Annotated in this window: 22 protein-coding genes and 1 tRNA gene; 9 read left to right on the top strand and 14 right to left on the bottom strand. The window is 72.0% G+C overall.

The features are described from left to right. Positions 1–60: 60 nt before the first annotated feature. From AB0K14_RS04595 to AB0K14_RS04580, 4 genes are read right to left on the bottom strand one after another with little or no spacing between them, the layout of a single operon-like run. Positions 61–675 (bottom strand): trimeric intracellular cation channel family protein, encoded by a 615-nt coding sequence (locus AB0K14_RS04595; RefSeq protein WP_360461803.1) that lies wholly within the window; start codon positions 673–675, stop codon positions 61–63. Positions 676–686: 11 nt separating this feature from the next. Then, on the bottom strand, positions 687–1,817 hold the full coding sequence (locus AB0K14_RS04590) for a GNAT family N-acetyltransferase (protein ID WP_360461806.1): 1,131 nt from the start codon (positions 1,815–1,817) through the stop codon (positions 687–689). 10 nt (positions 1,818–1,827) lie between these two features. Beyond that, a complete protein-coding gene (locus AB0K14_RS04585) occupies positions 1,828–2,661 on the bottom strand; it encodes a 3-hydroxyacyl-CoA dehydrogenase family protein (RefSeq protein WP_360461809.1) in 834 nt (277 codons plus the stop codon). Next, entirely contained in the window at positions 2,661–2,978 is a 318-nt protein-coding gene (locus tag AB0K14_RS04580) for an EthD family reductase (RefSeq protein WP_360461812.1), read from the bottom strand. The genes AB0K14_RS04585 and AB0K14_RS04580 overlap by 1 nt, the downstream gene beginning before the upstream one ends. A gap of 54 nt (positions 2,979–3,032) precedes the next feature. On the opposite strand from AB0K14_RS04580, the gene AB0K14_RS04575 reads away from it, so the two are divergent. After that, positions 3,033–3,686, top strand: coding sequence for a histidine phosphatase family protein (locus tag AB0K14_RS04575; protein ID WP_360461815.1), 654 nt, complete (start codon positions 3,033–3,035; stop codon positions 3,684–3,686). Here AB0K14_RS04575 and AB0K14_RS04570 read toward each other — a convergent pair. Both AB0K14_RS04570 and AB0K14_RS04565 read right to left on the bottom strand, forming a co-directional pair. Then, positions 3,683–4,735, bottom strand: a complete 1,053-nt coding sequence (locus tag AB0K14_RS04570) for a MerR family transcriptional regulator (RefSeq protein ID WP_360461818.1) — start codon at positions 4,733–4,735, stop codon at positions 3,683–3,685. The two genes, AB0K14_RS04575 and AB0K14_RS04570, sit on opposite strands and share 4 nt — an antisense overlap. A 70-nt stretch (positions 4,736–4,805) precedes the next feature. Further along, entirely contained in the window at positions 4,806–5,126 is a 321-nt protein-coding gene (locus AB0K14_RS04565; RefSeq protein ID WP_360461821.1) for a hypothetical protein, read from the bottom strand. Positions 5,127–5,210: 84 nt separating this feature from the next. Between AB0K14_RS04565 and bluB the strand changes: the two genes are divergently transcribed. Further along, positions 5,211–5,843, top strand: coding sequence for a 5,6-dimethylbenzimidazole synthase (gene bluB / locus AB0K14_RS04560; protein ID WP_360461824.1), 633 nt, complete (start codon positions 5,211–5,213; stop codon positions 5,841–5,843). A 73-nt stretch (positions 5,844–5,916) separates the two neighbouring features. Then, complete coding sequence (locus tag AB0K14_RS04555; protein WP_360461826.1) at positions 5,917–7,431, top strand: diguanylate cyclase; 1,515 nt, start codon at positions 5,917–5,919, stop codon at positions 7,429–7,431. On the opposite strand, the gene AB0K14_RS04550 is transcribed toward AB0K14_RS04555, so the two are convergent. The 3 genes from AB0K14_RS04550 to AB0K14_RS04540 all read right to left on the bottom strand — a co-directional run bounded on the left by AB0K14_RS04550 (position 7,428) and on the right by AB0K14_RS04540 (position 10,096). Further along, entirely contained in the window at positions 7,428–8,633 is a 1,206-nt protein-coding gene (locus AB0K14_RS04550; RefSeq protein WP_360461829.1) for a serine hydrolase domain-containing protein, read from the bottom strand. The two genes, AB0K14_RS04555 and AB0K14_RS04550, sit on opposite strands and share 4 nt — an antisense overlap. A 32-nt stretch (positions 8,634–8,665) precedes the next feature. Next, on the bottom strand, positions 8,666–9,313 hold the full coding sequence (locus AB0K14_RS04545) for a response regulator transcription factor (RefSeq protein WP_053719266.1): 648 nt from the start codon (positions 9,311–9,313) through the stop codon (positions 8,666–8,668). Between the two features lie 141 nt (positions 9,314–9,454). Continuing rightward, positions 9,455–10,096, bottom strand: coding sequence for a peptidoglycan recognition family protein (locus tag AB0K14_RS04540; RefSeq protein ID WP_360461833.1), 642 nt, complete (start codon positions 10,094–10,096; stop codon positions 9,455–9,457). A 166-nt stretch (positions 10,097–10,262) separates the two neighbouring features. On the opposite strand from AB0K14_RS04540, the gene AB0K14_RS04535 reads away from it, so the two are divergent. Next, on the top strand, positions 10,263–13,445 hold the full coding sequence (locus tag AB0K14_RS04535; protein WP_360461836.1) for a penicillin acylase family protein: 3,183 nt from the start codon (positions 10,263–10,265) through the stop codon (positions 13,443–13,445). A gap of 72 nt (positions 13,446–13,517) precedes the next feature. Here AB0K14_RS04535 and AB0K14_RS04530 read toward each other — a convergent pair whose 3' ends face one another. Both AB0K14_RS04530 and AB0K14_RS04525 read right to left on the bottom strand, forming a co-directional pair. Next, positions 13,518–14,264: an FkbM family methyltransferase gene (locus AB0K14_RS04530; RefSeq protein WP_360461838.1), complete on the bottom strand. Its 747-nt coding sequence runs from the start codon at positions 14,262–14,264 to the stop codon at positions 13,518–13,520. A gap of 17 nt (positions 14,265–14,281) precedes the next feature. Further along, on the bottom strand, positions 14,282–15,142 hold the full coding sequence (locus AB0K14_RS04525) for a hypothetical protein (protein WP_360461841.1): 861 nt from the start codon (positions 15,140–15,142) through the stop codon (positions 14,282–14,284). A 199-nt stretch (positions 15,143–15,341) separates the two neighbouring features. On the opposite strand from AB0K14_RS04525, the gene AB0K14_RS04520 reads away from it, so the two are divergent. From AB0K14_RS04520 to AB0K14_RS04510, 3 genes are all read left to right on the top strand, one after another. Next, a tRNA-Arg gene (locus AB0K14_RS04520) sits at positions 15,342–15,414 on the top strand. Positions 15,415–15,883: 469 nt separating this feature from the next. Next, positions 15,884–16,402 (top strand): SigE family RNA polymerase sigma factor, encoded by a 519-nt coding sequence (locus AB0K14_RS04515; protein WP_360461844.1) that lies wholly within the window; start codon positions 15,884–15,886, stop codon positions 16,400–16,402. Continuing rightward, positions 16,392–17,396 carry a hypothetical protein gene (locus AB0K14_RS04510; RefSeq protein WP_360461847.1) on the top strand — a complete coding sequence of 335 codons (1,005 nt, stop codon included), beginning with the start codon at positions 16,392–16,394 and terminating at the stop codon, positions 17,394–17,396. The genes AB0K14_RS04515 and AB0K14_RS04510 overlap by 11 nt, the downstream gene beginning before the upstream one ends. Before the next feature lie 41 nt (positions 17,397–17,437). Here the strand turns inward: AB0K14_RS04510 and AB0K14_RS04505 are convergent, their stop codons facing one another. Continuing rightward, complete coding sequence (locus AB0K14_RS04505; protein ID WP_360461850.1) at positions 17,438–17,950, bottom strand: hypothetical protein; 513 nt, start codon at positions 17,948–17,950, stop codon at positions 17,438–17,440. Between the two features lie 339 nt (positions 17,951–18,289). Beyond that, entirely contained in the window at positions 18,290–18,619 is a 330-nt protein-coding gene (locus AB0K14_RS04500) for a helix-turn-helix transcriptional regulator (protein WP_360461853.1), read from the bottom strand. 163 nt (positions 18,620–18,782) lie between these two features. On the opposite strand from AB0K14_RS04500, the gene AB0K14_RS04495 reads away from it, so the two are divergent. Both AB0K14_RS04495 and AB0K14_RS04490 read left to right on the top strand, forming a co-directional pair. Continuing rightward, positions 18,783–19,013, top strand: coding sequence for a transcriptional regulator (locus tag AB0K14_RS04495; protein WP_360461856.1), 231 nt, complete (start codon positions 18,783–18,785; stop codon positions 19,011–19,013). A gap of 190 nt (positions 19,014–19,203) precedes the next feature. Next, positions 19,204–20,082, top strand: a complete 879-nt coding sequence (locus AB0K14_RS04490; RefSeq protein ID WP_360461858.1) for a tetratricopeptide repeat protein — start codon at positions 19,204–19,206, stop codon at positions 20,080–20,082. A gap of 114 nt (positions 20,083–20,196) precedes the next feature. Here the strand turns inward: AB0K14_RS04490 and AB0K14_RS04485 are convergent, their stop codons facing one another. Next, the gene (locus tag AB0K14_RS04485) at positions 20,197–21,375 is read right to left on the bottom strand and encodes a Fic family protein (protein ID WP_360461861.1); all 1,179 of its coding nucleotides are present in this window, start codon (positions 21,373–21,375) and stop codon (positions 20,197–20,199) included. Between the last annotated feature and the right edge of the window lie 31 nt (positions 21,376–21,406).

Here is a 21,406-nt window from a genome sequence, read left to right as displayed (position 1 = left end):
CCTGGTCCTGAGAGCCGCCTGAGAAGCCGGTGTGAGCTAGCCGTCAAGTTTCCGCGCCGGTCACGTCCCGGGGCCGTCGCGGGCCACGGGGGCGTTCCAGCGGCGCCACAGCGCCAGCAGCCGAAGTCCCACGATGACCGCCGACCCGACCAGCGTCACGGGCACGGCGGGCAGGCCGAGGTAGTCGCCGAACGCCACCACCACCGCGCCGCACAACGCCGCCAGCGCGTAGATCTCCCGGCGCAGGACCAGCGGGATCTCCCTCAGCAGCACGTCGCGCAGCGCGCCGCCGCCGATGCCCGTGGTCATCCCGACCAGGCACGCCGCGTACGGCGGAGCGCCGAGCCCGAGCGCCGTCGTGGTGCCCGCCGTGACGAACAGGCCGAGCCCGATCGCGTCCAGCAGCAGGACGGCCCGCCACAGCTTCGCCACGGTCGGGTGAAACCAGAAGACCACCAGTCCGGTGACGCCCGCCACGGCGAGGTACGGCCAGCTCACCAGGGCCGCGGGCGGGTGCACGCCGAGCAGCACGTCCCGGATGATCCCGCCGCCCAGCGCCGTGGTCAGCGCCAGCACGATGACCCCGAACACGTCCAGCCGCGCGTGCACCGCCGCGACCGCCCCGGAGGCGGCGAACGCGGCGATGCCGACCAGTTCCAGCGCGGCGAGCAGCACGGCTGGTCAGGTTAGAAGTAATCCGCCAGGCGCGGGACGCCAGGTGCGCCGACCAGCCGATCGAGCAGCGCGCCGTCACCGTCGAGCAGCCCGGCGCGGCGCAACGCGTGGCTGTCCTGCATCCCGCTGAACCACGGCCCGAGCGCCCGCGCGTGCAGCCGCACGGCGCCGCTGCCACCCGCCTCGACGCGCACCGAACCGTCCTCGACCACCAGCCGCTGCCGGCCCGCGTGCCACGGCGCGTGCTCGTCGACCACGTCGAGGTCCACCGCCGCGGGCTTCAACCACGCCGCCGCCGGCCATCCCCGTGCCGCCACGGCGGCCGGCAGGTCCACCACGCGCAGCAGCCACGTGGACGTGGTCACGGTGTACTCGATCGCCTGGTTGGTCAGCAGGCCCGTCACGGCCGGGTCGGTGACCAGCAACCGCGCCCTGTCCAGCACACCGGCCCAGCCGGCCAGCTCCCGCAACAGCCCGAGCTGGCACGTCACGTCCCGGCCGATCAGGTCGTGCACCCGCAGCCCGTCGGCGTCGCGCTCGGCCGCGAGGTACCCGCGCACCTCGCCGTCGTGGCCGGGCACCACCGACACCACGGCCTCGTGGAGCAGGTCGTCCACCGCGATGGTGGGCGGGCTGCGGTCCACGAGCCCGTCCACCGTCGACGCGATGTCGAGGTAGCACGCCTGCAACGCCTGGAGGTCACCCTCCACCGCGGGCCGGGTGGCGACCCGCGCGCCGGCGGGCATCCGGTCGAGCGGGAACTCCAGCCACTCGAACACCCCGGACCGCTCCCACCCGCGCGACCGGTACACCGCGGGCACGGTCGCGTACAGCGCGGACAGCACCTGGCCGCGTTCCCGCATGTCCCGCAACGCCGCGTCGAGCAGCGCACCGGCCACGCCGCGCCCCCGTGCCCAGGAGTCGACGGCCACGCCGCCGACGCCGCCCATCGGCACCGTCGAGCCGCCCCAGAACTGGTGGAAGTCCTTGATCGTGAGCAGGCCCGCCGCGTGCCCGTCCACCTCGGCGAGCAGCCCTCGCCGACCGGGCCGCAACGACGGCTCGTCGATGCCGCCGAACGCCACCCGGCGCAGCCGGTCGGCCTCGGCGACGTCGGCCCGGGTCAGTTCGCGGATCCGCACGCCGTCCTGCTTACCAGGTGAAGAAGCCCTGGCCGGTCTTGCGACCCAGCTGACCCGCCGCGACCTTCTCCCGCAGCAACGACGGCGGCTCGAACCGCGGCCCCAGCTCCGCCGCCAGGTGCGAGGCGATGGCCAGCCGCACGTCCAGCCCGACCAGGTCGGTCAGCCGCAGCGGACCCATCGGCCACCCGTACCCCAGCCGCATCCCGGTGTCGATGTCCTCGGCCGAGGCGACGCCCTCTTCGAGCATCCGGATCGCCTCCATGCCGACCGCGACGCCGAGCCGGGACGTGGCGAACCCCGGCGCGTCGCGCACCTCGATCACGGTCTTGCCCAGCTCCTCGGCCCAGCCCCGGACCCTGGCGACCACGTCGGCGGCCACCCCGGGGTGGTGCACGAGCTCGACCAGCTGCTGCACCGGCACGGGGTTGAAGAAGTGCATCCCCAGCACCCGCTCGCCCGGCAGCCCCTCGGCCAACGCCGAGATCGACAACGACGACGTGTTCGACGCCAGCACCGCGTCCGGGCAGGCCAGGGCCGCGTCGCCCAGCACCCGCCGCTTGAGCTCCACGTCCTCCGGCACGGCCTCCACGACCAGCGCCGCACCCCGCCCGACCTGCGTGTCGAGCCGTTCGACCACGGTCAACCGCCGGAGCAGCTCGTGCGGCACGGCGTCCAGCTTGCCCCGGTCGGCGGCCTTGACCAGCGACGCCTCCACGGCCCGCCGCGCGGCCGACGCCCGGTCCGCGCCCGCCTCCACGAGCACGACCTCGTGCCCGCCGGCGAGGAACAGGTGGGCGACACCGGCGCCCATCGTGCCGCCGCCGATCACCACCGTGATCATCAGACCACGACCTCCGCGGCGACCATGGCGACCAGCTCGACGCCGCCGATCTCGGCGAGGTTCGCGCCCGCGGCCTGCCACTCCGGCGACTGGAAGGCGTCCTTCATGGCGTCGGCGGACTCGAAGTACATCTCCGCGACGAGGTGCAGCTCGTGCTCACCGAGGAAGCCGGGCACGAAGACGCGCGAGACCTTCGCCACCTCCGCCCGCAGCAGGCCCGGCGTCCGCTCGACCAGCGGCAGGTGGGAGGCGAAGTAGGCCTCGTCGAACGCCTCGACGTCCGCCGGTTTCCGGTACAGCGCGATGTACTTGATCATGTGACACCTTCCGTCCGGTTTCGCCTGCGAATGTAACACCGGCACCATGGACGGGTGCGGATCATCCTGCTGCGGCACGGCCAGAGCCTGGGCAACGTCGACGAGCTGGCGTACTGCCGCGTCCCCGACCACGCGCTGCCGTTGACCGACCTGGGCGAACAGCAGGCCAAGGCCGCCGGACCGCGCATCAAGGAACTCCTCGACGGCGACCCGGCGGCCGTCTACGTCAGCCCGTACGTGCGGACCAAGGCCACCCTGCGCAACCTCGACCTCGGCGACCAGGTGGAGCGCACGGTGGCCGAGCCGCGGTTGCGCGAACAGGACTGGGGCAACCTCCAGGACCCCGTGCAGCAGGAGGTGCTGAAGCACCAGCGGCACGCGTTCGGGCACTTCTTCTTCCGGCTGCCCAACGGCGAGTCGGGCGCGGACGTGGACGACCGCCTGGCCGCGTTCCTGACCGACCTGGAGACCCGGATGCGGGCGCCGGCCCACCCCGGCACGGCGCTGGTGGTGTCGCACGGCCTCACCATCCGCCTGCTCTGCCGTCGCCTGTTCGGCTGGAGCATCGAGCTGTTCGAGTCCCTGTCGAACCTGGAGACGTGCGAGGACCGCGTCCTCACCCACGACGGCACGACGTGGCGCCTGGACCGCCCGTTCGACCAGTGGCGGCCATCACCGGACGGCGAGACCCAGCGGCCGATCGCCTAGCCCGGCACCACGTCCGCGACCACGCACACCACGTTGTCCGGGCCACCGGCCCCGTTGGCCAGCTCGACCAGCCGCCGCGTCGCCTCCTCCGGCTCGGCCGCCGACGCCAGCACCTCCCGGAGGTCCGCCTCCGGCACCACGGTGTGCAGCCCGTCCGAGCACAGCAGGTACCGGTCGCCGGGCAGGGCGTCGTGCAGGGCCAGGTCCGGCTCGACCGCCTTGCCGTGCAGCGCCCGCACCAGCATCGACCGCTGCGGGTGGCTGACCGCCTCCTCCTCGGTCAGCCTGCCCTCGTCGACCAGCGACCGCACCACCGTGTGGTCGTGCGTGATGCGGAACAACGCGCCGCCGCGCAGCAGGTAGACCCGCGCGTCGCCGACGTGCACCAGGCCCAGCCGCGACCCCGACAGCACCACCGCGGTCAACGTCGTCCCGCTGCACTCGTCGCCGGGGTTGGCCGACAGGTAGTCCCCGACCGCCGCGCCGGCCCGGTGCACGGCGTCGGCCAGGGTGTTGAGCAGTTCGCCCGCCGGGATGGCGGTGTCCAGCGGCGCGAGCGCGTCGATGGCCATCGAGCTGAGCGGTTCGCCGCGCGCGCCGAACCCGTCGGCCACGGCGAGCAGCCGTTCGCCCGCGTAGCCGACGTCCTGGTTCGAGTCGCGCACGAGCCCGCGGTCGGTCCGCAGCGCGTACCGGAGCGTGACGGTCATGGTCGTGTCCTTCCCGGAGAGCTGGTCCACGAGGAAGGAGGCGAGGCTGCGCCGTGCCGCGGTGTCGGCCTCGACCTGCGCCCAGTAGGCGCGCACCTCGGCCGCGGCCTGCGCGGGAGCCAGCGCGCACACCTCTCGGATGCGCGCCAGCGGCATCCCGAGCCGGCGCAGCCACGCCACCAGCCGGGCCCGCTCGACCTGGTCCGGCGAGTACAGCCGGTAGCCCGACAGCGGATCCACCCGAGCGGGCGTCAGCAGCCCCAGCTCGTCGTAGAGCCGCAACGCCTTCGGCGACAGGCGGACGACCCGCGCGAACGCCCCGATGGTCAACAGCTCCACGACCGCCCCTCCCCCAGCCGGGCCCCGCGGCCCGGCCAGGACCACGGTGCGGCTTCACCCGGGGTGAAGGTCAACCCACCGCGGAATCCACAATGGAGGGGGACCGGTCGCGCACCAACCCGCTGAGCGAGACCGTCGCCGCCACGGCCAGCACCGCCAACGCGGGCCAGTCCGCCACCAGGTGCCCCTCGTGGCCGACGACGAAGCTCCCGTACAGGCCCCAGCACTGCACCGCGGTCAGCGCCGCACCGGGCACGGTCGTCCACCACGAGACGACCACCACGACCACCACGAGCAGCAGCAGGGCGAACACCGGCCAGCTACCCGCCAGCGCGGTCACCACGACACCGCCCGCGAACCCGAGCGCGGACCCGTGCACCGTTCCGACCATGACCGGCCATTCAACGCCCGGTTGAGACGCACACCACCCCTCAGCGGTCAGGTTCACCGGATCGCGTGAGGCACGATCGTCCGAATGAGCTTCTACGACGTCCTGCACCGCCGGCGGGACACCAGGGGCGAGTTCACCGGCGCCCCGATCGCGCCGGATGTGCTGCGCCGGGTGCTCACCGCCGCGCACGCCGCGCCCAGCGTGGGCCTGTCCCAGCCGTGGGACTTCATCGTCGTGCGCGACGAGCACACCCGCCGCGCGTTCCGCGACCACGTGCACGCCGAGCGCAGCGTCTTCGCCGCCGAGCTGGACGCCCGGCAGGCCGAGCTGTTCGCGCGGATCAAGGTCGAGGGCATCCTGGAGTCCTCGGCCGGCATCGTCGTCACCTACGACCCCGACCGCGGCTCGCCCGCCGTGCTCGGCAGGCACGCCATCGCCGACGCCGGCCTGTACTCCGTCTGCCTGGCCATCCAGAACCTGTGGCTGGCCGCCACCGCCGAGGGCCTGGGCGTCGGGTGGGTCAGCTTCTACCGCGAGGACGTGCTGCGCCGCCTGCTCGACGTCCCCGCACCGCTGCGCCCGGTGGCCTGGCTGTGCGTCGGGCCGGTCGCGTGCCTGCCGGACACGCCCGACCTGGAGCGGCACGGCTGGCGCAACCGGATGCCGCTGGACGAAGTACTGCACGAGGAGCGGTACACACGGCGTTCGGGCCGGTAGCCTGTGGTAGCCGTGCCGGCGGCGAGCGGTCCCGCGTACCGCCTCGCCGAGTCGGAATGGAGTGTCAGCACGAGTGGAGCGACGAGATCGGCTGGTAGCCGGACAGGTCCCGCAACTCGACCTCGAGGTCAAGGCGTTGCTGAACGCTGGCCGCCTGCCGGAGGCCAACACGCTGTTCGACCAGGTGGTGAGCCGCGTGCCGCCCGGCGCCGACCGCTGGCAGCGCTCCGCGGTGCTGGTCAACCGGGCCAAGCTGGCCTGGCGGCTCGGCCGCATCCCCCTGGCCCTCGAACTGGCCGCGGAGGGCTGGACCGAACTCGACGGCGAGCACAGCGACAACCCCGCCGCCGCCCAGGCCATGCACGCGCTGGCCTACCTGCTGGAGGGCATCGGGAACCGCCGTGCCGCGGTGGACATGCTCCGGCTGTCGGTACAGGTCGCCCGCCGGGCGGCGGAGACGTCCGCGGCCGGCGTCGAGGTGCTCGGCCACTGCCTGCAGGGCTTGGGCGGCACGCTGAACTTCCGCGCGATCTCCTCGGACCCCGAACGCGCCCCGGCGATCTTCGAGGAGGCCCGCGGCTACCTCAAAGAGGGCCTGGAGCTGGCCGACGAGGAGCAGATGCGCCGCGCCCTGCTCGCCGCGTACAGCCGATCGCTGGCCGGTGTCGGCGAGCTGGAGCAGGCCGAGGAGAACGCCCAGGAGACCTTGCGGCAGGCGCAGGAGGCCGGTGACAAGTGGGCGATGGCCGTCGCCAACTGGGTCCTCGCGGTCGTCCGACGTGAACGGGGGGACCTGGTCCCGGCCCGGACGCTGGCCAGCCGGGCGGTCGCCGCGTCCGAGTCCATCAACGACCCGTCGCTGCTGCTGAGGTTCTCCCTGGACCTCGCGGACATCTGCGCGGAGATGGGCGACCACGTCGGCGAGGCGACGGCGTTGCGCTGCTCGGTCGCGGCGAGCCGGACGGCCACCGAGACGCTCCAGGAAGGACTCGGCCAGGCGCTGGAACAACGCCGCGTGGCCGTCCAGGCGCAACGGTTGGCCGTGGCGGCCCAGGAGGCGGCGGCGCGCGACCCGTTGACGGGCCTGGCGAACCGCCTCGGCCTGGAACGCGCCGCGGCCGGCGTGCTGGAGAGCACCGCGGCCCGCGGCCGGGTCCCGTGGCTGGTGCTGGTGGACGTGGACCGGTTCAAGGGCGTGAACGACGACGCCGGTCACGCCGCGGGCGACGCGACGCTGCGCGAGATCGCCCAACTCCTGCGCCGCGAGTGCCGGGCCGCCGACCTGGTCGCCCGCTGGGCGGGTGACGAGTTCGTGGTGCTGCTCGGCGACGTCGACGGCAACACGCTGGAGGTCGGGCCGACAGTCGCCGAACGCATCCGCGCGGCCGTGGACGGCCACGACTGGACCGTGGTCCTGGGCACCACCCGCCGACCCACCGTGAGCATCGGCGTGGCCGCCGGACCGGCCAAGCTGGACCAGCTCTTCGCCGCCGCGGACATGGCCCTGTACCGGGCGAAGCGCCACGGCCGCAACCGCGTCGAGGTGGAACCGCACCTGGTGGTGCCGGAAGCGGTCTCCGGCAACTAGGCACCCGACCGGTAGACCGCGTCGACCAGCGCGGACGCCCGGGCGTCGGAACCGGGCGGACCGAGCACGAGCCGGGTGGTCGTGTACCCGAACGCGAGCCGCCGGTCCACGTCGGCGAACGCCGTCGTGCCACCCGCACCGCCGTGCCCGAACGTGCGCGCACCGGCGGGAGCGCCGGCCGGCGGCGAGACCTCGAACCCCCGCCCGAACACCTGCTCGATCGCCATCGCCGGGCTCGACAGCACCAGGTCGTCTCCACCGGTCTCCGCACGCGGCAGGTCCGCGAGCGTCGACGCGGTGAACGAGTCGAGCAACCACCGGTACACCCGCGACAGGCCCCGCGCGTCGGCCACTCCTCCGGAGGCACCCGCCCCGAGCGCGCGAAGGCGGCGATCGGCCGCCGCCGCGACGGCGTCCTCGGGCAACGCGCCGCCGAGCGTGAACGCGGTCGTCTGGTGCGGTCCGACGAACGCGGACATGTCCACGTCGGACGGACCCGTCCCGGGGTCGATCCCGGAATCCATCCCGGGATCCATTCCGGGATCCATTCCGGGATCCGCCCCGGAAGGCACCTCTGCGGGCATCCCGGGCACCTCGGTCACGACCGGTGCGACCCGCGGTTCGTGCAGCTCCGGCAGACCGATCCAGAAATCCGCTCCGGCCGGGATCGCGATTTCTTCCCGGAAGAACGCACCGAGCCCGCGGCCGTCCACGCGCCGGACCAGTTCACCGACCAGCCAGCCGAAGCTCTGCGCGTGGTAGCCGTAGGCGGTGCCCGGCGCCCAGACCGGCGCCGCCGCCGCGAGCGCCGCGGTCACCGCCTCCCACTCGGCCAAGTCGTCCAGCGTCAAGGGGATCGACGGCGCGAGCACACCGGCCCGGTGGCTCAGCACCCACCGGACGAGCGTGCCCTCCTTGCCGTTCGCCCCGTACTCCGGCCAGTACCGCGTGACGGGCGCGTCGAGGTCGAGCAGCCCGCGCTGGACCAGAAGGTTCGCGCACGCCGCGGTCGCGCCCTTGGTGGCCGAGAAGACGACCACCACGGCGTCGGGCGGCCCGGACCACAGGTCGACGACGGGGTCGCCGTCCACGTGGACGCAGCACTGCGCGACCTCGGACCGGTCTTCGGCGAGCGACCGCGCGAAGGCCTCCGCCACGTGCTCGTACCCCGGTGCGACCGTGCCCTCGACCGTTGGCGCCATGCGCCCATCTTGCCCTGCGCGATCGAGGTCCTCTACGCGATCAACCCACCGCGGAACGCCACCAGCGCCGCCTGCACCCGGTTCACCGCGCCGATCTTCCCGAGCACCGACGACACGTACCCCTTCACGGTCGCCTCCGACAGGTGCAGCGTCCCGCCGATCTCGGCGTTCGACATGCCCTGTCCGATGAGGACCAGCACCTCGCGCTCCCGTTCGGACAACGAGGCCAGCAGCCGCCGGGCGGGCTCGGCCGCCCGTTCACCGTCGGCGACCGCCGCCAGCACCCGTGCCGCCACACCGGGGTCGAGCACCGCGCCACCCACCGCGAGGTCGCGCACGGCCCGCACCAGCTGCTCGGGCTCGGTGTCCTTGAGCAGGAAACCCGAGGCGCCCAATCGGAGCGCCTCCGAGACGTACTCGTCCACGTCGAACGTGGTCAGCATGGCGATCTTCGGCGGGTCGGGGATCGCGCGCAGCCTGCGCAGCGCCATCAACCCGTCGGACGACCGCATCCGGATGTCCAGCAGCACGACGTGCGGGCGGTGCCGGCGTGCCAGGTCGGCCACCAGGTGCCCGTCGTCGCATTCGGCCACGACTTCCATGTCGCCTGCGCTGCTGAGGATCATGCGAAGGCCGGACCGGACGAGGTCTTCGTCATCGGCCAGCATCACCTTGATCACGACGCCTCCCCGCGTTGGCGTTTCGTGTTCGTACCCGCCCAGCCTCACGCACGAACACGCAAGCTGACGTTAATTCCCCGTTATCTCACCACGGGAGGACGCGGGTTCCGCCTGTTCACAGTTGCCAGGAAATACCCGAGGTCAGCTCAGCACCTGCGCGACTTCCTGGCGCAGACGCGGCAGCAGGGCGTAGAGCTTGTCGCCCGGGCAGAGCGTGTCCCGGTAGTCCCGATGACCGTGGATCCCACTGGGCGGGATGCCGTACTGCTCGCACGCGTACACGCAGAACGAGACCAACGAGTCCCACTGCAACTTCGGCGGCTCCACGTCCATGTAGAGGCCTTCGTTCTCGATTCCGATGGCGGCGGTGTTCTGGCCGGGGCAGTGCGCGCCCACCACGACCCGGTCGCCCGCGCGCAACGCCGCCAGGCTGCCGTGCCTGCCCTCCATCAGGAACCCGCCCCGGCTGTTGGTGAAGTGCTGGCCCGAGTCGATCCAGCCGTTGGTGTCCATGTGCAGGTCCTGGATCCACCGCGCGTTGGCGTACGCGGCCGCCTGCGAGTAGTCGGTGACGTTCGCCGACGCGGTGTGGTGGACCAGGATCCGCACGGGCCGTTCGGCCACCACGCTCGTCGGCTGCGCCGGCGGCCTCGCGTTCCAGTCGGCGCAGCCGCGGATCGGCAGGACGGGCGAACCGAGGGCCGGCGCGGCGCCCAGACCGACGAGCACCCCCGCGCCGGCGAGACCGGTGAGACCGGTGAGCAGCGATCGACGTCGCATCATGTGGACCTTTTTCCCAATACCAGCTCTATAGGTCAAGAGTCCACACCCGATCAGCGGAACCGCCCGCCTCACGGTCGGGCGAATTCAAACGCGAAGACCTTTCGCAAATCCGGTACCTGCCAGTAACGTGCGTCACACGATCCCTGCCTGGAAGGAGCTTCGCGTCATGCGGAGAGCCGCCCGATCGCTAGCCGTGGTCGCCCTCCTCGCCGCGGCCGCCCTCACCGTCCCCGCCACCTCGCAGGCCGAGGTCAGGACCACCGCGTTCACCCCGGACGACCACTGCCTCGGCCAGTGCCACGACGTGCTGCCACCCGGCCAGAACGGCAACGCGACCCTCGCCGAGATCCTGGCCCACCGGGCGCTCGGCACCCGTCCCGCGCACTCGGCCGACCAGCTCGGCCGCTACGACTCGCTCGCGTCCGGCTACGGCGGCCTGACCAACGAGCAGCTGGGCGCGTTCTTCAACGACGCCTCCTTCGGCGTCGCGGCCAACCAGGTCGAGAGCACGATCAAGCCCCGCGCCGACGTCACGATCGTGCGCGACAAGGCCCTCGGCATCCCCCACATCTACGGGACCACCCGGTCCGGCACGGAGTTCGGCGCGGGTTACGCCGCCGCCCAGGACCGGCTGTGGCTGATGGACCTGTTCCGCCACCTCGGCCGCGGCCAACTGTCCGGGTTCGCGGGCGGCGCCGAGGGCAACCGGGTGCTGGAGCAGAGCTTCTACAACCAGATCCCGTACACCGAGGCCGACCTCCAGGCGCAGATCGACCAGGTCGCGACCCGGGGTCCGCGCGGCGCGCAGGCACTGCAGGACGTGAAGGACTACATCGCGGGCATCAACGCCTACATCACCACCTCGGTGAACAACCGGACGTTCCCGGGCGAGTACGTGCTGACCGGGCACGCCGACGCGATCACCAACTGGAACGACATCAAGCCGTTCCAGCCGACCGACCTGGTGGCGATCGCCGCCGTGGTGGGCGGGCTGTTCGGCGCCGGTGGCGGTGGCGAGGTGCAGAACGCGCTGGTGAAGCTCGCCGCGCAGAACAAGTACGGCGCGACCGCGGGCGAGCAGGTGTGGCGGTCGTTCCGGGAGCAGAACGACCCCGAAGCCGTGCTGACCCTGCACGACGGCCAGAGCTTCCCGTACGGCACGACACCGGCCGCACCCCAAGGCGTCGCGCTGCCCGACGGCGGCGTGGTCACCCCCGAACCGATGGTGCACGACCAGACCTCCGCACCGGGATCCACTGTGGACACGCCGGCGAACCTCAAGGCCTTGGAAGGCCTCTTCGCCGACGGCGTCCTGCCACCCGACCTGCTGACCAGGAAGCAGGGCATGTCGAACGCGCTGGTCGTCTCCGGCCCGCACACCGACACCGGCAACCCGATCGCCGTCTGGGGCCCGCAGACCGGCTACTTCGCCCCGCAGCTGCTCATGCTCCAGGAGCTGCACGGCCCGGGCCTGCGCGCCCGCGGCGTGTCGTTCGCCGGCGTGTCGATGTACGTGCAGCTCGGCCGCGGCGTCGACTACTCGTGGAGCGCGACGTCGGCCGGCCAGGACATCACCGACACCTACGCCGTGGAGCTGTGCGATCCCTCCGGCGGCGCACCCACCGCCGACTCCCTCCACTACCGCTACCACGGCCAGTGCCTGCCGATGGAGCGGTTGGAGCGCAAGAACTCCTGGAAATTGACCGTGGCCGACCCGACCCCCGCCGGTTCGTACACGCTCGTCATGCACCGCACGAAGTACGGCCTCGTCCAGAGCCGTGCGGAGGTCGGCGGGAAGTTCGTCGCCTACACCTCGCTGCGCTCCACCTACCTGCACGAGGTCGACTCGATCATCGGGTTCCAGGAGTTCAACGACCCCGACGCGATCAGGTCGGCGGCCGATTTCCAGCGCGCCGCCGAGCACATCGGCTACGCGTTCAACTGGTTCTACGTGGACTCCCGCGACACCGCCTACTTCAACTCCGGCGCCAACCCGGTGCGCAAGGCGACCGTGGACCCGCACCTGCCGGTGAAGGCCGAACCCGCGTACGAGTGGGAGGGCTGGGACGCCGACCGCAACACGGCCGCGTACACGCCGTTCGCGCAGCACCCGAACTCGATCAACCAGGACTACTACGTCAGCTGGAACAACAAGCAGGCGCGGGACTTCTCCGCGTCCGGCTACGGCATGGGCTCGGTGCACCGCGGTGACCTGCTGGACGACCGCGTCCGGGCCCTCGTGGCGCGCGGCGGCGTCGACCGCGCCGCGCTGACCCGGGCCATGGCCGAGGCGGGCGTCGCCGACCTGCGGGCCGAGCAGGTGCTGCCCGACCTGCTGCGGGTGATCGACACCGCGGCGGTGACCGACCCGGCGCTCGCGTCGGCGGTCGGCAAGCTGCGCGACTGGCAGCGGTCCGGGTCGCTGCGCAAGGAGACCTCGCGCGGCAGCAAGACCTACGCGCACGCCGACGCGGTCCGGGTGCTCGACGCGTGGTGGCCGCGGCTGGTGGAGGCGCAGTTCAAGCCGGGGCTCGGGGACGCGCTGTACGGGCAGCTGACCCGGGCCATCCAGGTCGACGAACCGCCGTCGGACGCGCACGGCTCGGCGCCGCACAAGGGCTCGTCGTTCCAGCACGGCTGGTGGAGCTACGTCGACAAGGACCTGCGCGCCGTGCTCGGTGACCGCGTCGACGGCCCCCTGGGCGCCCGCTACTGCGGCGGTGGTGACGTGGCGGCGTGCCGGCAGGTGCTGCTGGACAGCCTGCGCGCGGCGGCGGCCACGCCCGCCACGCAGGTCTACCCGGGCGACGCGTCGTGCGCGGCGGGCGACCAGTGGTGCGCCGACACCATCATCCACCGGTCCATGGGCGGCATCACGCACGACAAGGTGAACTGGCAGAACCGGCCCACCTACCAGCAGGTCGTGCAGTTCCCGTCCCGCCGGGGCACCAGCCTGGCGAACCTCGCCGCGGGCGCCACGGCCACCGCCAGCAGCTACGAGCGCGGCTGGTACCACTCGCCGCCCTCGCACGTGGTGGACGGCAGGCCGGACACCCGGTGGGCCAGCGACTGGTCGGACCCGCAGTGGGTGCAGGTCGACCTGGGTACGACGCGGACGGTCGGTCGGATCGTGCTGTCCTGGGAAGCGGCTTATGCCACGGCGTATCGCATAGAACTGTCCACCGACGGTGCCGCTTGGCGCACCGTTTACACGACTTCCGCAAGTGATGGTGGCCAAGACCTTGCGTCGTTCCGGCCTGATGCGGCACGATTCGTACGAATGACGGGTATCCAACGGGCCACGGTTTACGGATACTCGATTCACGAGCTTGAGGTCTACGTCACGTAGACCGGCCCACAGGAAGACCCCGGTCCACCCCCAGGGACCGGGGTCTTCCGCTTTCCCGGCTCCGACCCCGGCCTATCGCGCGACGAACAGGTAGTTGCGGACGCGGTCGTCGATCCGGTCGACCGGCCGCCAGGTGTTGCGGTGCCAGGCGTGCATCCGGTAACCGCGGTCGGCGAGCCAGTCCCGCACGTCCCGGGCCCGGTAGCCGAAGCGCAGCACGTGCCGTTCCTCGATCTCCAGGAGAAGTTTCGGTCGAAACCTCTCGATGGTCTCCGAACCCCCTTGCAGCACCCGCAGTTCCGCACCCTCGACGTCGGCCTTGACGAAGTCGAGCCGGTCGATGGCGTTGGCCGCGCAGAACCGGTCCAGGGTGTCCGTGCGGACCAGGACCTCCAGGTGGTCGGCGAACTCGGCGTTGGAACCCAGGCCGTCCGCGCCCGAGGTGAGGAACGAGCGGCCGGTGACCGGTGTGCCGTGCCGGACCGGGACGCTCATGAGCTCGCGGCCCTCGCTGACGCCCAGCGCGACGGCGTGCCGCACGACGTTGCGCCCCTCGCGCGGGCGCAGCAGGAAGGACAGCGCGGGGTGGGCGAACACCAGCGGCTCGATGCTGTGCACTGTCCCTTGTGGACCGACCAGGCGGGACAGGGACACGGTGTACAGGCCGAGCGCGGCGCCGATGTCGACGCACACGTCGCCGGGCCGCACCACGTCGCGCAGGCCGATCAACTCGGGTTCGACGAACGGTGTCAGCCGGGCGAGGACACGCAGCGCGCCGGCCACCGCCGCGCCGCGCACCTCCGTCAGGTTGTGGGTCACCGGACCAGGTTAGGCAATCACGTCAGCGGCTTGGCGCCGTTCTGGGTGTGGTGCTGCGGTAGCTGCGGTGGCAGGCCGACCTGCTCGGCGAACTCGGCGGCCACCGTGGTGCCGCCGTAGATGCCGAGCGCCTTGGCCAGGTGGAGGCGGACGTCGACGCGGTGCCCGTCGTCCAGGCGGGGCAGGGCGCTCTCGAACGAGGTGACCAGCGTGTCGGCCCAGTGCTGGTCGCGGCGCTGGGAGGCGATGCCGACGAGTTCGGCCAGGTGTCTGCTGAGGACCACGGCCTGCTCCACCTCGTAGCCGTTGCGGACCAGCCACCAGATCGTCGCGGTGGACAGGTCGGTCAGCACCTCGTCGCGCAGGTACTTGATCTCCGCCCGCTCGGCGTCCCGTTCGGCCTGGCGCATCGTGGTGGTCTGCAGGAGTTCGATGTGCTTGCGGGCCATCGCCAGGTCGTGCTCCTCGACGGTCAGCTCGATCGAGTCCGCACGTGCCCACACGTGCGTGCCCTCGACCTGCCGCTCGGCCGCCAGTTCCGCGCCGAGCTGGTGCTGCAGCGGGGCGTGGTGGACGAGCATCGCCCGTTCGGTCAGCGCCTTGGCCCGGTGGATGATGTCGTTGACCGCGGCGCTGCGCGGTGCGGTGTGCCGAGCGCCCGTGGTGAGGTCCACGCGCCAGTGGATCGTCATGCGGGCGTGGAAGTCGAGCCCGTAGACGGCGCTGGGCAGCGGCGACTCGAACTGGTGCTGGTGGGAGGTCGAGGCCGGGACGAACGTGTACTGCTCGGCGTTGGGGCGGGCGCGGAGCCGCCGCCACCAGGCGCCGAGGGAGCCCAGCGGGCCGGGACGGAAGTCAGGCCAGGGTCGGCTGCTCATGGGATGGCTTTCGTCGGAGGGGGATATGCCCCTTCTGTACCTCACTGGACCGATGCGGAACAGATGAGGTCGCCCACTTCGCCCGTACAGCCGACCGCCCGGGGCCGACCTCCTAACCCAAGGTGCACACGCCTAGGCCCACCGAGTGACAACCCCACCACCGGAAGCCCGACCGCCGACCCGGTACGCTCACCCCCGCGCCCTCGTAGCTCAGGGGATAGAGCATCGGTTTCCTAAACCGTGTGTCGCAGGTTCGAATCCTGCCGGGGGCACTCACCTTTCGCCGGGTGAATCAGGCCCTGAGCAGCGGCAACGCGCTCGGGGCCTGATCTTTTACGGCCCGGCTGGGTCCAGCCGGTCGCGAGTGGTTCGGCCGACTGCCGGCCAGCGTTCGGCCTGCCGCACGGCCTCGATGATCTTCCGCTTGGACAGTAGTTTCGGAAGGACTCTTTGAAGAGCTCTTCCGCGACCGACCAACGGACGTAGTGCGTGCGACGCCTCTTACCTCGGCTACGTCCAGGCTTGACCGCTCTTTGGTCGGCGGCCGACAACGTACTGGCACAGTCGCGAATTCCACCGTCGTTGGTTTCCGGCGGAGGTTGCTGCCGGTGGGCGGTGAAAGTGGATTCGGTTGTCCGGCGCGCGGCTCTGCGGCTACTGGGCCGGGGTGTCGGTCGCGCGTGCAACCTGCCGGGGGTCGACGGCGTTCTTCTCCCGTCCAAGATCTGCGGAAGGATGCCGGTGGCCGGTTCAGATGAAGACTTCGCCGAGTTCTACTCGGCGCGGTTTGACGGGACGCGGCGCACCGCGTACGCGCTGTGCGGCGACTGGGTCGAGGCGGAGGAGCTGGCCCAGGGGAGCTTCGTCCGGCTGTACGCGAAGTGGCCACGCGTGGCCGGCGGAAACGCGGACGGATATCTGCGCACCATCCTCGTCCGGCTCTTCCTGGACGCCAGGCGGCGGGGCCGCGCGAAGGAACGCCTGGTCGCCGAGACGCCCGAGCGGTCGGAGCACTCAAGGGACCTGGGGCGCGTCGACGAGCGGCAGTCGCTGCTGGCCGCGCTGCAGGACGTGCCACCGAGGCAGCGGGCCACGCTCGTGCTGCGCGTCGTCCACGACCTGCCCGTCGAGCAGGTCGCGCAGGTGCTGCGGTGCTCGACGGGCACCGTCAAAAGTCAACTGTCACGAGGGATGCAGGCGTTGCGGGCGGCGTACCGCGAGGCCGACACACCGGAGCGGAGCGTGCGAGATGTGGGATGAGGATGATCTCGGGGCGGCGTTGCGGGCCGAACTGGCGCAGCGGACCGCGCCAAGGCCCGGCGGCGGACTGGTCGACGCGGTCGCTCGTGGCCGGCGGCGTCGTCGGCGCCAACAGTTCGGCGCTGCGCTGGCGACGGTGGCGGCGGTCGCCGGGGTGGCCACGGTGGCAGTCAGCGCGGGAGCCCTGAATTCCGATGGTCAGGACGTCGCCGCGACCGGGACGTCGGCGACCGGGACGCCCACGACCGGAGCGCCGTGGCCGCGGGCCGACCTGCCGACGCACTCCCCACACACCACGTGGACCCCGGCGCCGACCGCACGACCACCGGCCGGCTGGCCGACCGAGCCGGTGCCCAGGTGCGAGATCCCCGACATCACCGACCGCGACCTGGACAGCGTCCGCGCCGACCTGTCGACGCTGCAGGAACGGGTCTTGCGGGCCCTGGCCGCGGTGAAGGGGCCGTGGGTCTGGCCCAGTACGGCGTCGGTCGACGGGCCGAGCAGCGTGCCGGTGTCGGCGCCCAATGGCGTGCAGGTGGACGGCGGCCTCCTGAGCGAGCAGAAGGTGCCGGCCACCAGGCCGAACACCCGCGAAGCGTTCATCTACAGCGCCGACGTGTCCGACGTCGAGGGCATCGGCAGCGTGGTGCTCACCTTCGGCCGGTTCACCGGTGATCCACTGACCGCGGCGGACGACCAGGCCTACGACATGGGCAACTGCCGGCCACCGAATCGACACGTGCTGGCGGACGGGACCGTGTTGCAGATCTACGACGTGGTGCCGAGCGACCCGTTCGCGTCGCTGACCCGGACCCTGCGGATCTACCTGCCGGACGGACAGCTGCACTCGCTGTCGGTGCGGAACTTCAGCAGTCGGGACTTCGCCACCAACCGGGAGGATCCCGCGCACCCGCGCCGGGTCGGCGCCGGCCGGCCGACGCTGCCGCTGACGGAAGCGCAACTCGCCGAACTGGGCCTGGCCATGGTGGGCTGACCTTCAATGAGGTCGCGGCAGGGGGTGACACGTTGACGCGGTCAGGCGCCGGTGTCCCGCTCGTCGGTGTCCCGCTCGTCGGTGACCGGCGCGGCCAGGTGGTTCGCGGAGCCGTCGGGGCCGTAGTCGGCGCGTTCGACGCGCAGCGGGAACTGGCCGCGGGCGGGGGCCGAGACCAGGCTCAGCACCGTCAGCACGGCCAGGGAGAGGAACGCGGCGGCGGCCAGGAGGAACGGGATCGTCGAGCTGTCCTCGGCACGGAGGATCGTCACCAGCCAGACGCCACAGGCGGCGGCGAGCAGGCTCAACAACGGCCACAGCCGGTGGAACCGCCGGTGCCGGAGCTCCTGCCGCTCCACCTCGGCGTCGGACTGGGCGGTGATCAGCAGTTTCGCGCCGCACGTGTCGCAGACGGCCTCCGCGGTGTTGTCGCGGTCGGCCAGTCGCTCGATCACGCCCGTGTCGAGGTTCTGCCGGCTCGCCGCCGTGGAGGCGTGGTCGCCGACCTCTCGCCGGCTGACGTGCAGGATGCGGTATCTGAGCACGCCGTCCACGAGTCCTCCACGAGGGCTTGAGACCAAGACGATCACGATAGCGCTCGGGTCAGGGCCGCAACCCCGACTTCGGCGGCCCGCTCGGCTCTCGACGTGCCTGTCGGCGACCGTCGGTCCCGTGCGGTCGGGAGGTGCCGAGCGGTCGGCCCCAAGGCGGCACGCGAAGGCGACGCACATCGGTCCGTCGAAATCGAATAGAACTGCCGCTCCAGGCCGGTACAGCGGAGGCCGGGTGGGAGAACCGCCCTGTACGGAACAGCCCTCCGGATACAACCCCGGCGCGTTGCCGAAGCCGAATGGGCCTCGACAACGCGCCGGGGTTTTCCGATCGGAACCGCCTCAGGGCGAACGCTTGAGGCGGCGGCCCAGTTCGGCCAGCAGTTGTTGGTCCGTCAGCTGCGCCGGATCAGGACTGGCCCGGTTCAGGCTTGCCTCCTGGGCGCTGATGAGTTGCGCCTTCACCATCACCTCCAAGGGGCTCATGCCGAACGCCTTGGCGACCAGGCGGGCGGTGTCGAGTGATGCGCCCTTGCCCCGCCGCCACTCGGTGAAACGACTTCGGTCCAGACCCGTCTTCTCGGCCAGGTCCGCTGTGGACATCCCGCGGTCGTCCAGTTGGCGTTGCACGAAGTCCCACCAGGGCGAGTCCGCACTCTCGTCTGTGGTCATCCGGCCATGTTACGTGCGCGCGCGCAACGTTCGTTGCGCGCTCCCCCCAGGTTAGCCCTGACCTGCACGTTGTGCCAGCACAACGCCGGTCGTGTGAGCACAACTCACTGATACCGTTGTGGTGCCACAACATGCGTTGGGTGCGCACAACACGAGGCGGGCCATGCCGAACACGATCAAGCTCCGCACCGACGTCTTCACCAAGGCCGCCCGGCTCGCCGGGTTCGAGTCGGACTACGCGCTGGCGAAGGCCATGGACGTCAACCGCTCCACGGTCGCCCGCGTGCTCAGCGGCCACCTCCAGCCCGGCCCGGCGTTCATCGGCGGCGCGTTGACGGCGCTCGCCCCGATGCAGTTCGACGACCTGTTCGAGGTCGTCTCCACGCAGCGGTGATGACGGTCCGTGGTGTCCCCGTCCCGCGCACGTGTGACCGGTTCCGCCGAGAGTCCGCTACTTCAGCGGTGTTCGGCCTCACCCGTTTGGTTGACACTCGTGATCAAGTGACGTCGCACAGCGATGAGACCAGTGGTCCACCACCCGGAGGTCGGTCCACCGACCCGGGGACGCGGAAGGATGGCACCAGGTGAGCGACGAGCCACGGCACGCGGTCGCGCGGTTGCGCCGAGACCTGCCGGCCGCCCGGCAGACCTCCGGGCACGCCTGGTTCGACGCCCACCGCGACGAGGTCCTCGCCACCCTCCGCGTCGCGGTGGCCGAACCGGAGGCCGCGGTCGCGTTGTTCACCGACGTGTGGCCGGTGGTCCCCCCGGACGCGGACGAGACGTGGGCGCGCGACGTGCTCGCCGTCGGAGCCGAGCTCGCCACCGCGCTGCCCACGTCCCTGCTCCTGGCCACGGGCTTCCGCCGGGCCGCGCACGCCCTGCGCGAGCGGGGAGCGCTCCGCCTGGCCGCCGTCGCCGGGATGCGGGAGTTGGCGATCCACCGCCTGCGCGACGACGACCCGGACGCCGCCGCGCAGGCGCTGCACGACCTGGCCGCCACCTACCGCGCCCAGGGCCGGCTGCACAAGGTCGTCGGGTGCGCCGACGAGGTGCTGGAGCTCTACCTCCTGCACGACGACCGGCCGGGCACCGCGCGAGCGCTGACCCACCTCGGCTCGTTGATGATCGAGGTGGGCCGGTTCGACTCCGCGATCAACTACCTGTCCCGGGCGGACAAGGTGTTCGACGACCTGCCCGACCCGGGGGGATCGGTGGCCGCCGAACGGGCCGGGTGCCTGACCCTGCTTGGCCGGGCCTTGTGGCTGGCGGGCGACCGGGCCGTGGCGCACCGGCGGTTCAACCGCGCGCTCGCGCTGCTCATCGGGACCGATGACGGTGCGGCGCAACGGGTGCGCGACCTGGTGTCCGAACTGGAGTCAGTCCCGGAACAGGTGGACCAGGGCCACGCCGACCTGGATCAGCAGGCCGGCCACGAGGCGGATCCGCGGCAGGACGCCTGAGCGGTGCCGTCGGCGGCAGTCCCGCCTGCGGCAGCCGGCACGGCGGCATCGGGGTGGCGGTCGGTCGGGAGGTGTGCTCATCGGTGTCGTCGCGCTCTTCCGGGTAGTGGTGGGTCAGGCGGTGGTGTCGGCGTTGTCGGCGAGCAGGCGCAGCACGTCCCGGCACAGGAACACCCGGCGGTAGCCGCGGAACTCCCACTGGACGAGGACGCCCAGCTCGACCAGGCGGGCGGTGAGGTCGGTGGCGGCCTTTGCGGTCACGCCGTAGCGCGTGCGCAGCGACCGGTGGTCCACCACGGGGAAGCCGATCAGCTCGGCCGCCACCAGCGGCAGCTTCCCCCTGCGCGGCAACCGCGCGGCGTAGTCGGCGGCCAACGCCTCCAGGTGGCCGATCAGCCGCAGCTGCGCCAACGCCTGGTCGCGCACGGCGGTGGCGAAGAAGTCGACCCAGCGGTCCACCCGACCGGTGTCGACCACCGCGCGGATCTGGCGCTGGTACTCGTCCAGGGCGGTGTCCAGCCACACCGACAGCGGCAGCACCTGGTCGCGCACCAACCCGCACCGCACCATCTCCAGCGTCGAGAACGTGCGCGCCACGTGGCCGTTGGCGGTCGGGAACGGTTGCAGCACCTCAAGCTGGTAGTGCGCGAGCGCGATCTTGGCGATCCTCGGCTGCTCGTCCTCCTCGCGCACCCAGGTCGACCACTGCTCCAGCAACGCGACCAGGTGCGCGCCGGTCGCGGTCAGCAGGTAGGCGCGCTCGTCGCTGACGCCCAGCCGGCCGGGCGCGTCGCGCAGCACGTCCTGCAGGCGGCGTCCCGGCCTGCCGCCGGTCATGATGGCGGCGACCTCGGCGACCAGTTCGGCGTCCACCGCCGCACCGCCGCGGACCCGAGCCACCCCGTGGTCGCAGGCCCGCAGGAACGGCGCGACGAGCTGGGACGGCGCGGCGCTGTCCGCGGGCGGCGGGCCCTCCTGGGACGCCAGCAGGTCCGCCGCGAACGTCTCGCGCAGACCCACGACGACCCCGGACAGGCCGGCTGAGCTGTTCGCGTCACGGACCTGGGTCGACCTGACGAGCGCGGATCGCACGCCCAGCCGGTCGGCCGCCTCGTCGAGCCGACCGAGCGCGTGCTCGGCCTCGGCGCACCTGCGGTAGGTCGCCGCGGGCAGCGCGAGGTCCGAGGGCAGCGGTGGCGGCAGGTAGGCGCCTTCACCGCGCAGTGCTTCGGGGATGCCGGGCAGCTCGGGCACCGGCGACCACTGCCCGTCGGGCAGGGCACGAAAATCCATGGCGGGAATCTTGCACTGAAGGGCGACGGCT

It is taken from the genome of Actinosynnema sp. NPDC050801 (assembly GCF_040673975.1).
GTDB lineage: Bacteria > Actinomycetota > Actinomycetes > Mycobacteriales > Pseudonocardiaceae > Actinosynnema.
Note: the sequence above shows the minus strand (reverse complement) of the source record. Positions and strands in the feature narration are given on the sequence as shown.

Excerpts from the sequence above, each read along its gene's own strand:
- AB0K14_RS04485 (WP_360461861.1), bottom strand. The coding sequence starts at position 21,375 with ATGGATTTTCGTGCCCTGCCCGACGGGCAGTGGTCGCCGGTGCCCGAG.
- AB0K14_RS04565 (WP_360461821.1), bottom strand. The coding sequence starts at position 5,126 with ATGGTCGGAACGGTGCACGGGTCCGCGCTCGGGTTCGCGGGCGGTGTC.
- AB0K14_RS04495 (WP_360461856.1), top strand. The coding sequence starts at position 18,783 with ATGCCGAACACGATCAAGCTCCGCACCGACGTCTTCACCAAGGCCGCC.
- AB0K14_RS04540 (WP_360461833.1), bottom strand. The coding sequence starts at position 10,096 with ATGATGCGACGTCGATCGCTGCTCACCGGTCTCACCGGTCTCGCCGGC.
- AB0K14_RS04510 (WP_360461847.1), top strand. The coding sequence starts at position 16,392 with ATGTGGGATGAGGATGATCTCGGGGCGGCGTTGCGGGCCGAACTGGCG.
- bluB (WP_360461824.1), top strand. The coding sequence starts at position 5,211 with ATGAGCTTCTACGACGTCCTGCACCGCCGGCGGGACACCAGGGGCGAG.
- AB0K14_RS04525 (WP_360461841.1), bottom strand. The coding sequence starts at position 15,142 with ATGAGCAGCCGACCCTGGCCTGACTTCCGTCCCGGCCCGCTGGGCTCC.
- AB0K14_RS04535 (WP_360461836.1), top strand. The coding sequence starts at position 10,263 with ATGCGGAGAGCCGCCCGATCGCTAGCCGTGGTCGCCCTCCTCGCCGCG.
- AB0K14_RS04550 (WP_360461829.1), bottom strand. The coding sequence starts at position 8,633 with ATGGCGCCAACGGTCGAGGGCACGGTCGCACCGGGGTACGAGCACGTG.
- AB0K14_RS04580 (WP_360461812.1), bottom strand. The coding sequence starts at position 2,978 with ATGATCAAGTACATCGCGCTGTACCGGAAACCGGCGGACGTCGAGGCG.
- AB0K14_RS04500 (WP_360461853.1), bottom strand. The coding sequence starts at position 18,619 with ATGACCACAGACGAGAGTGCGGACTCGCCCTGGTGGGACTTCGTGCAA.
- AB0K14_RS04585 (WP_360461809.1), bottom strand. The coding sequence starts at position 2,661 with ATGATCACGGTGGTGATCGGCGGCGGCACGATGGGCGCCGGTGTCGCC.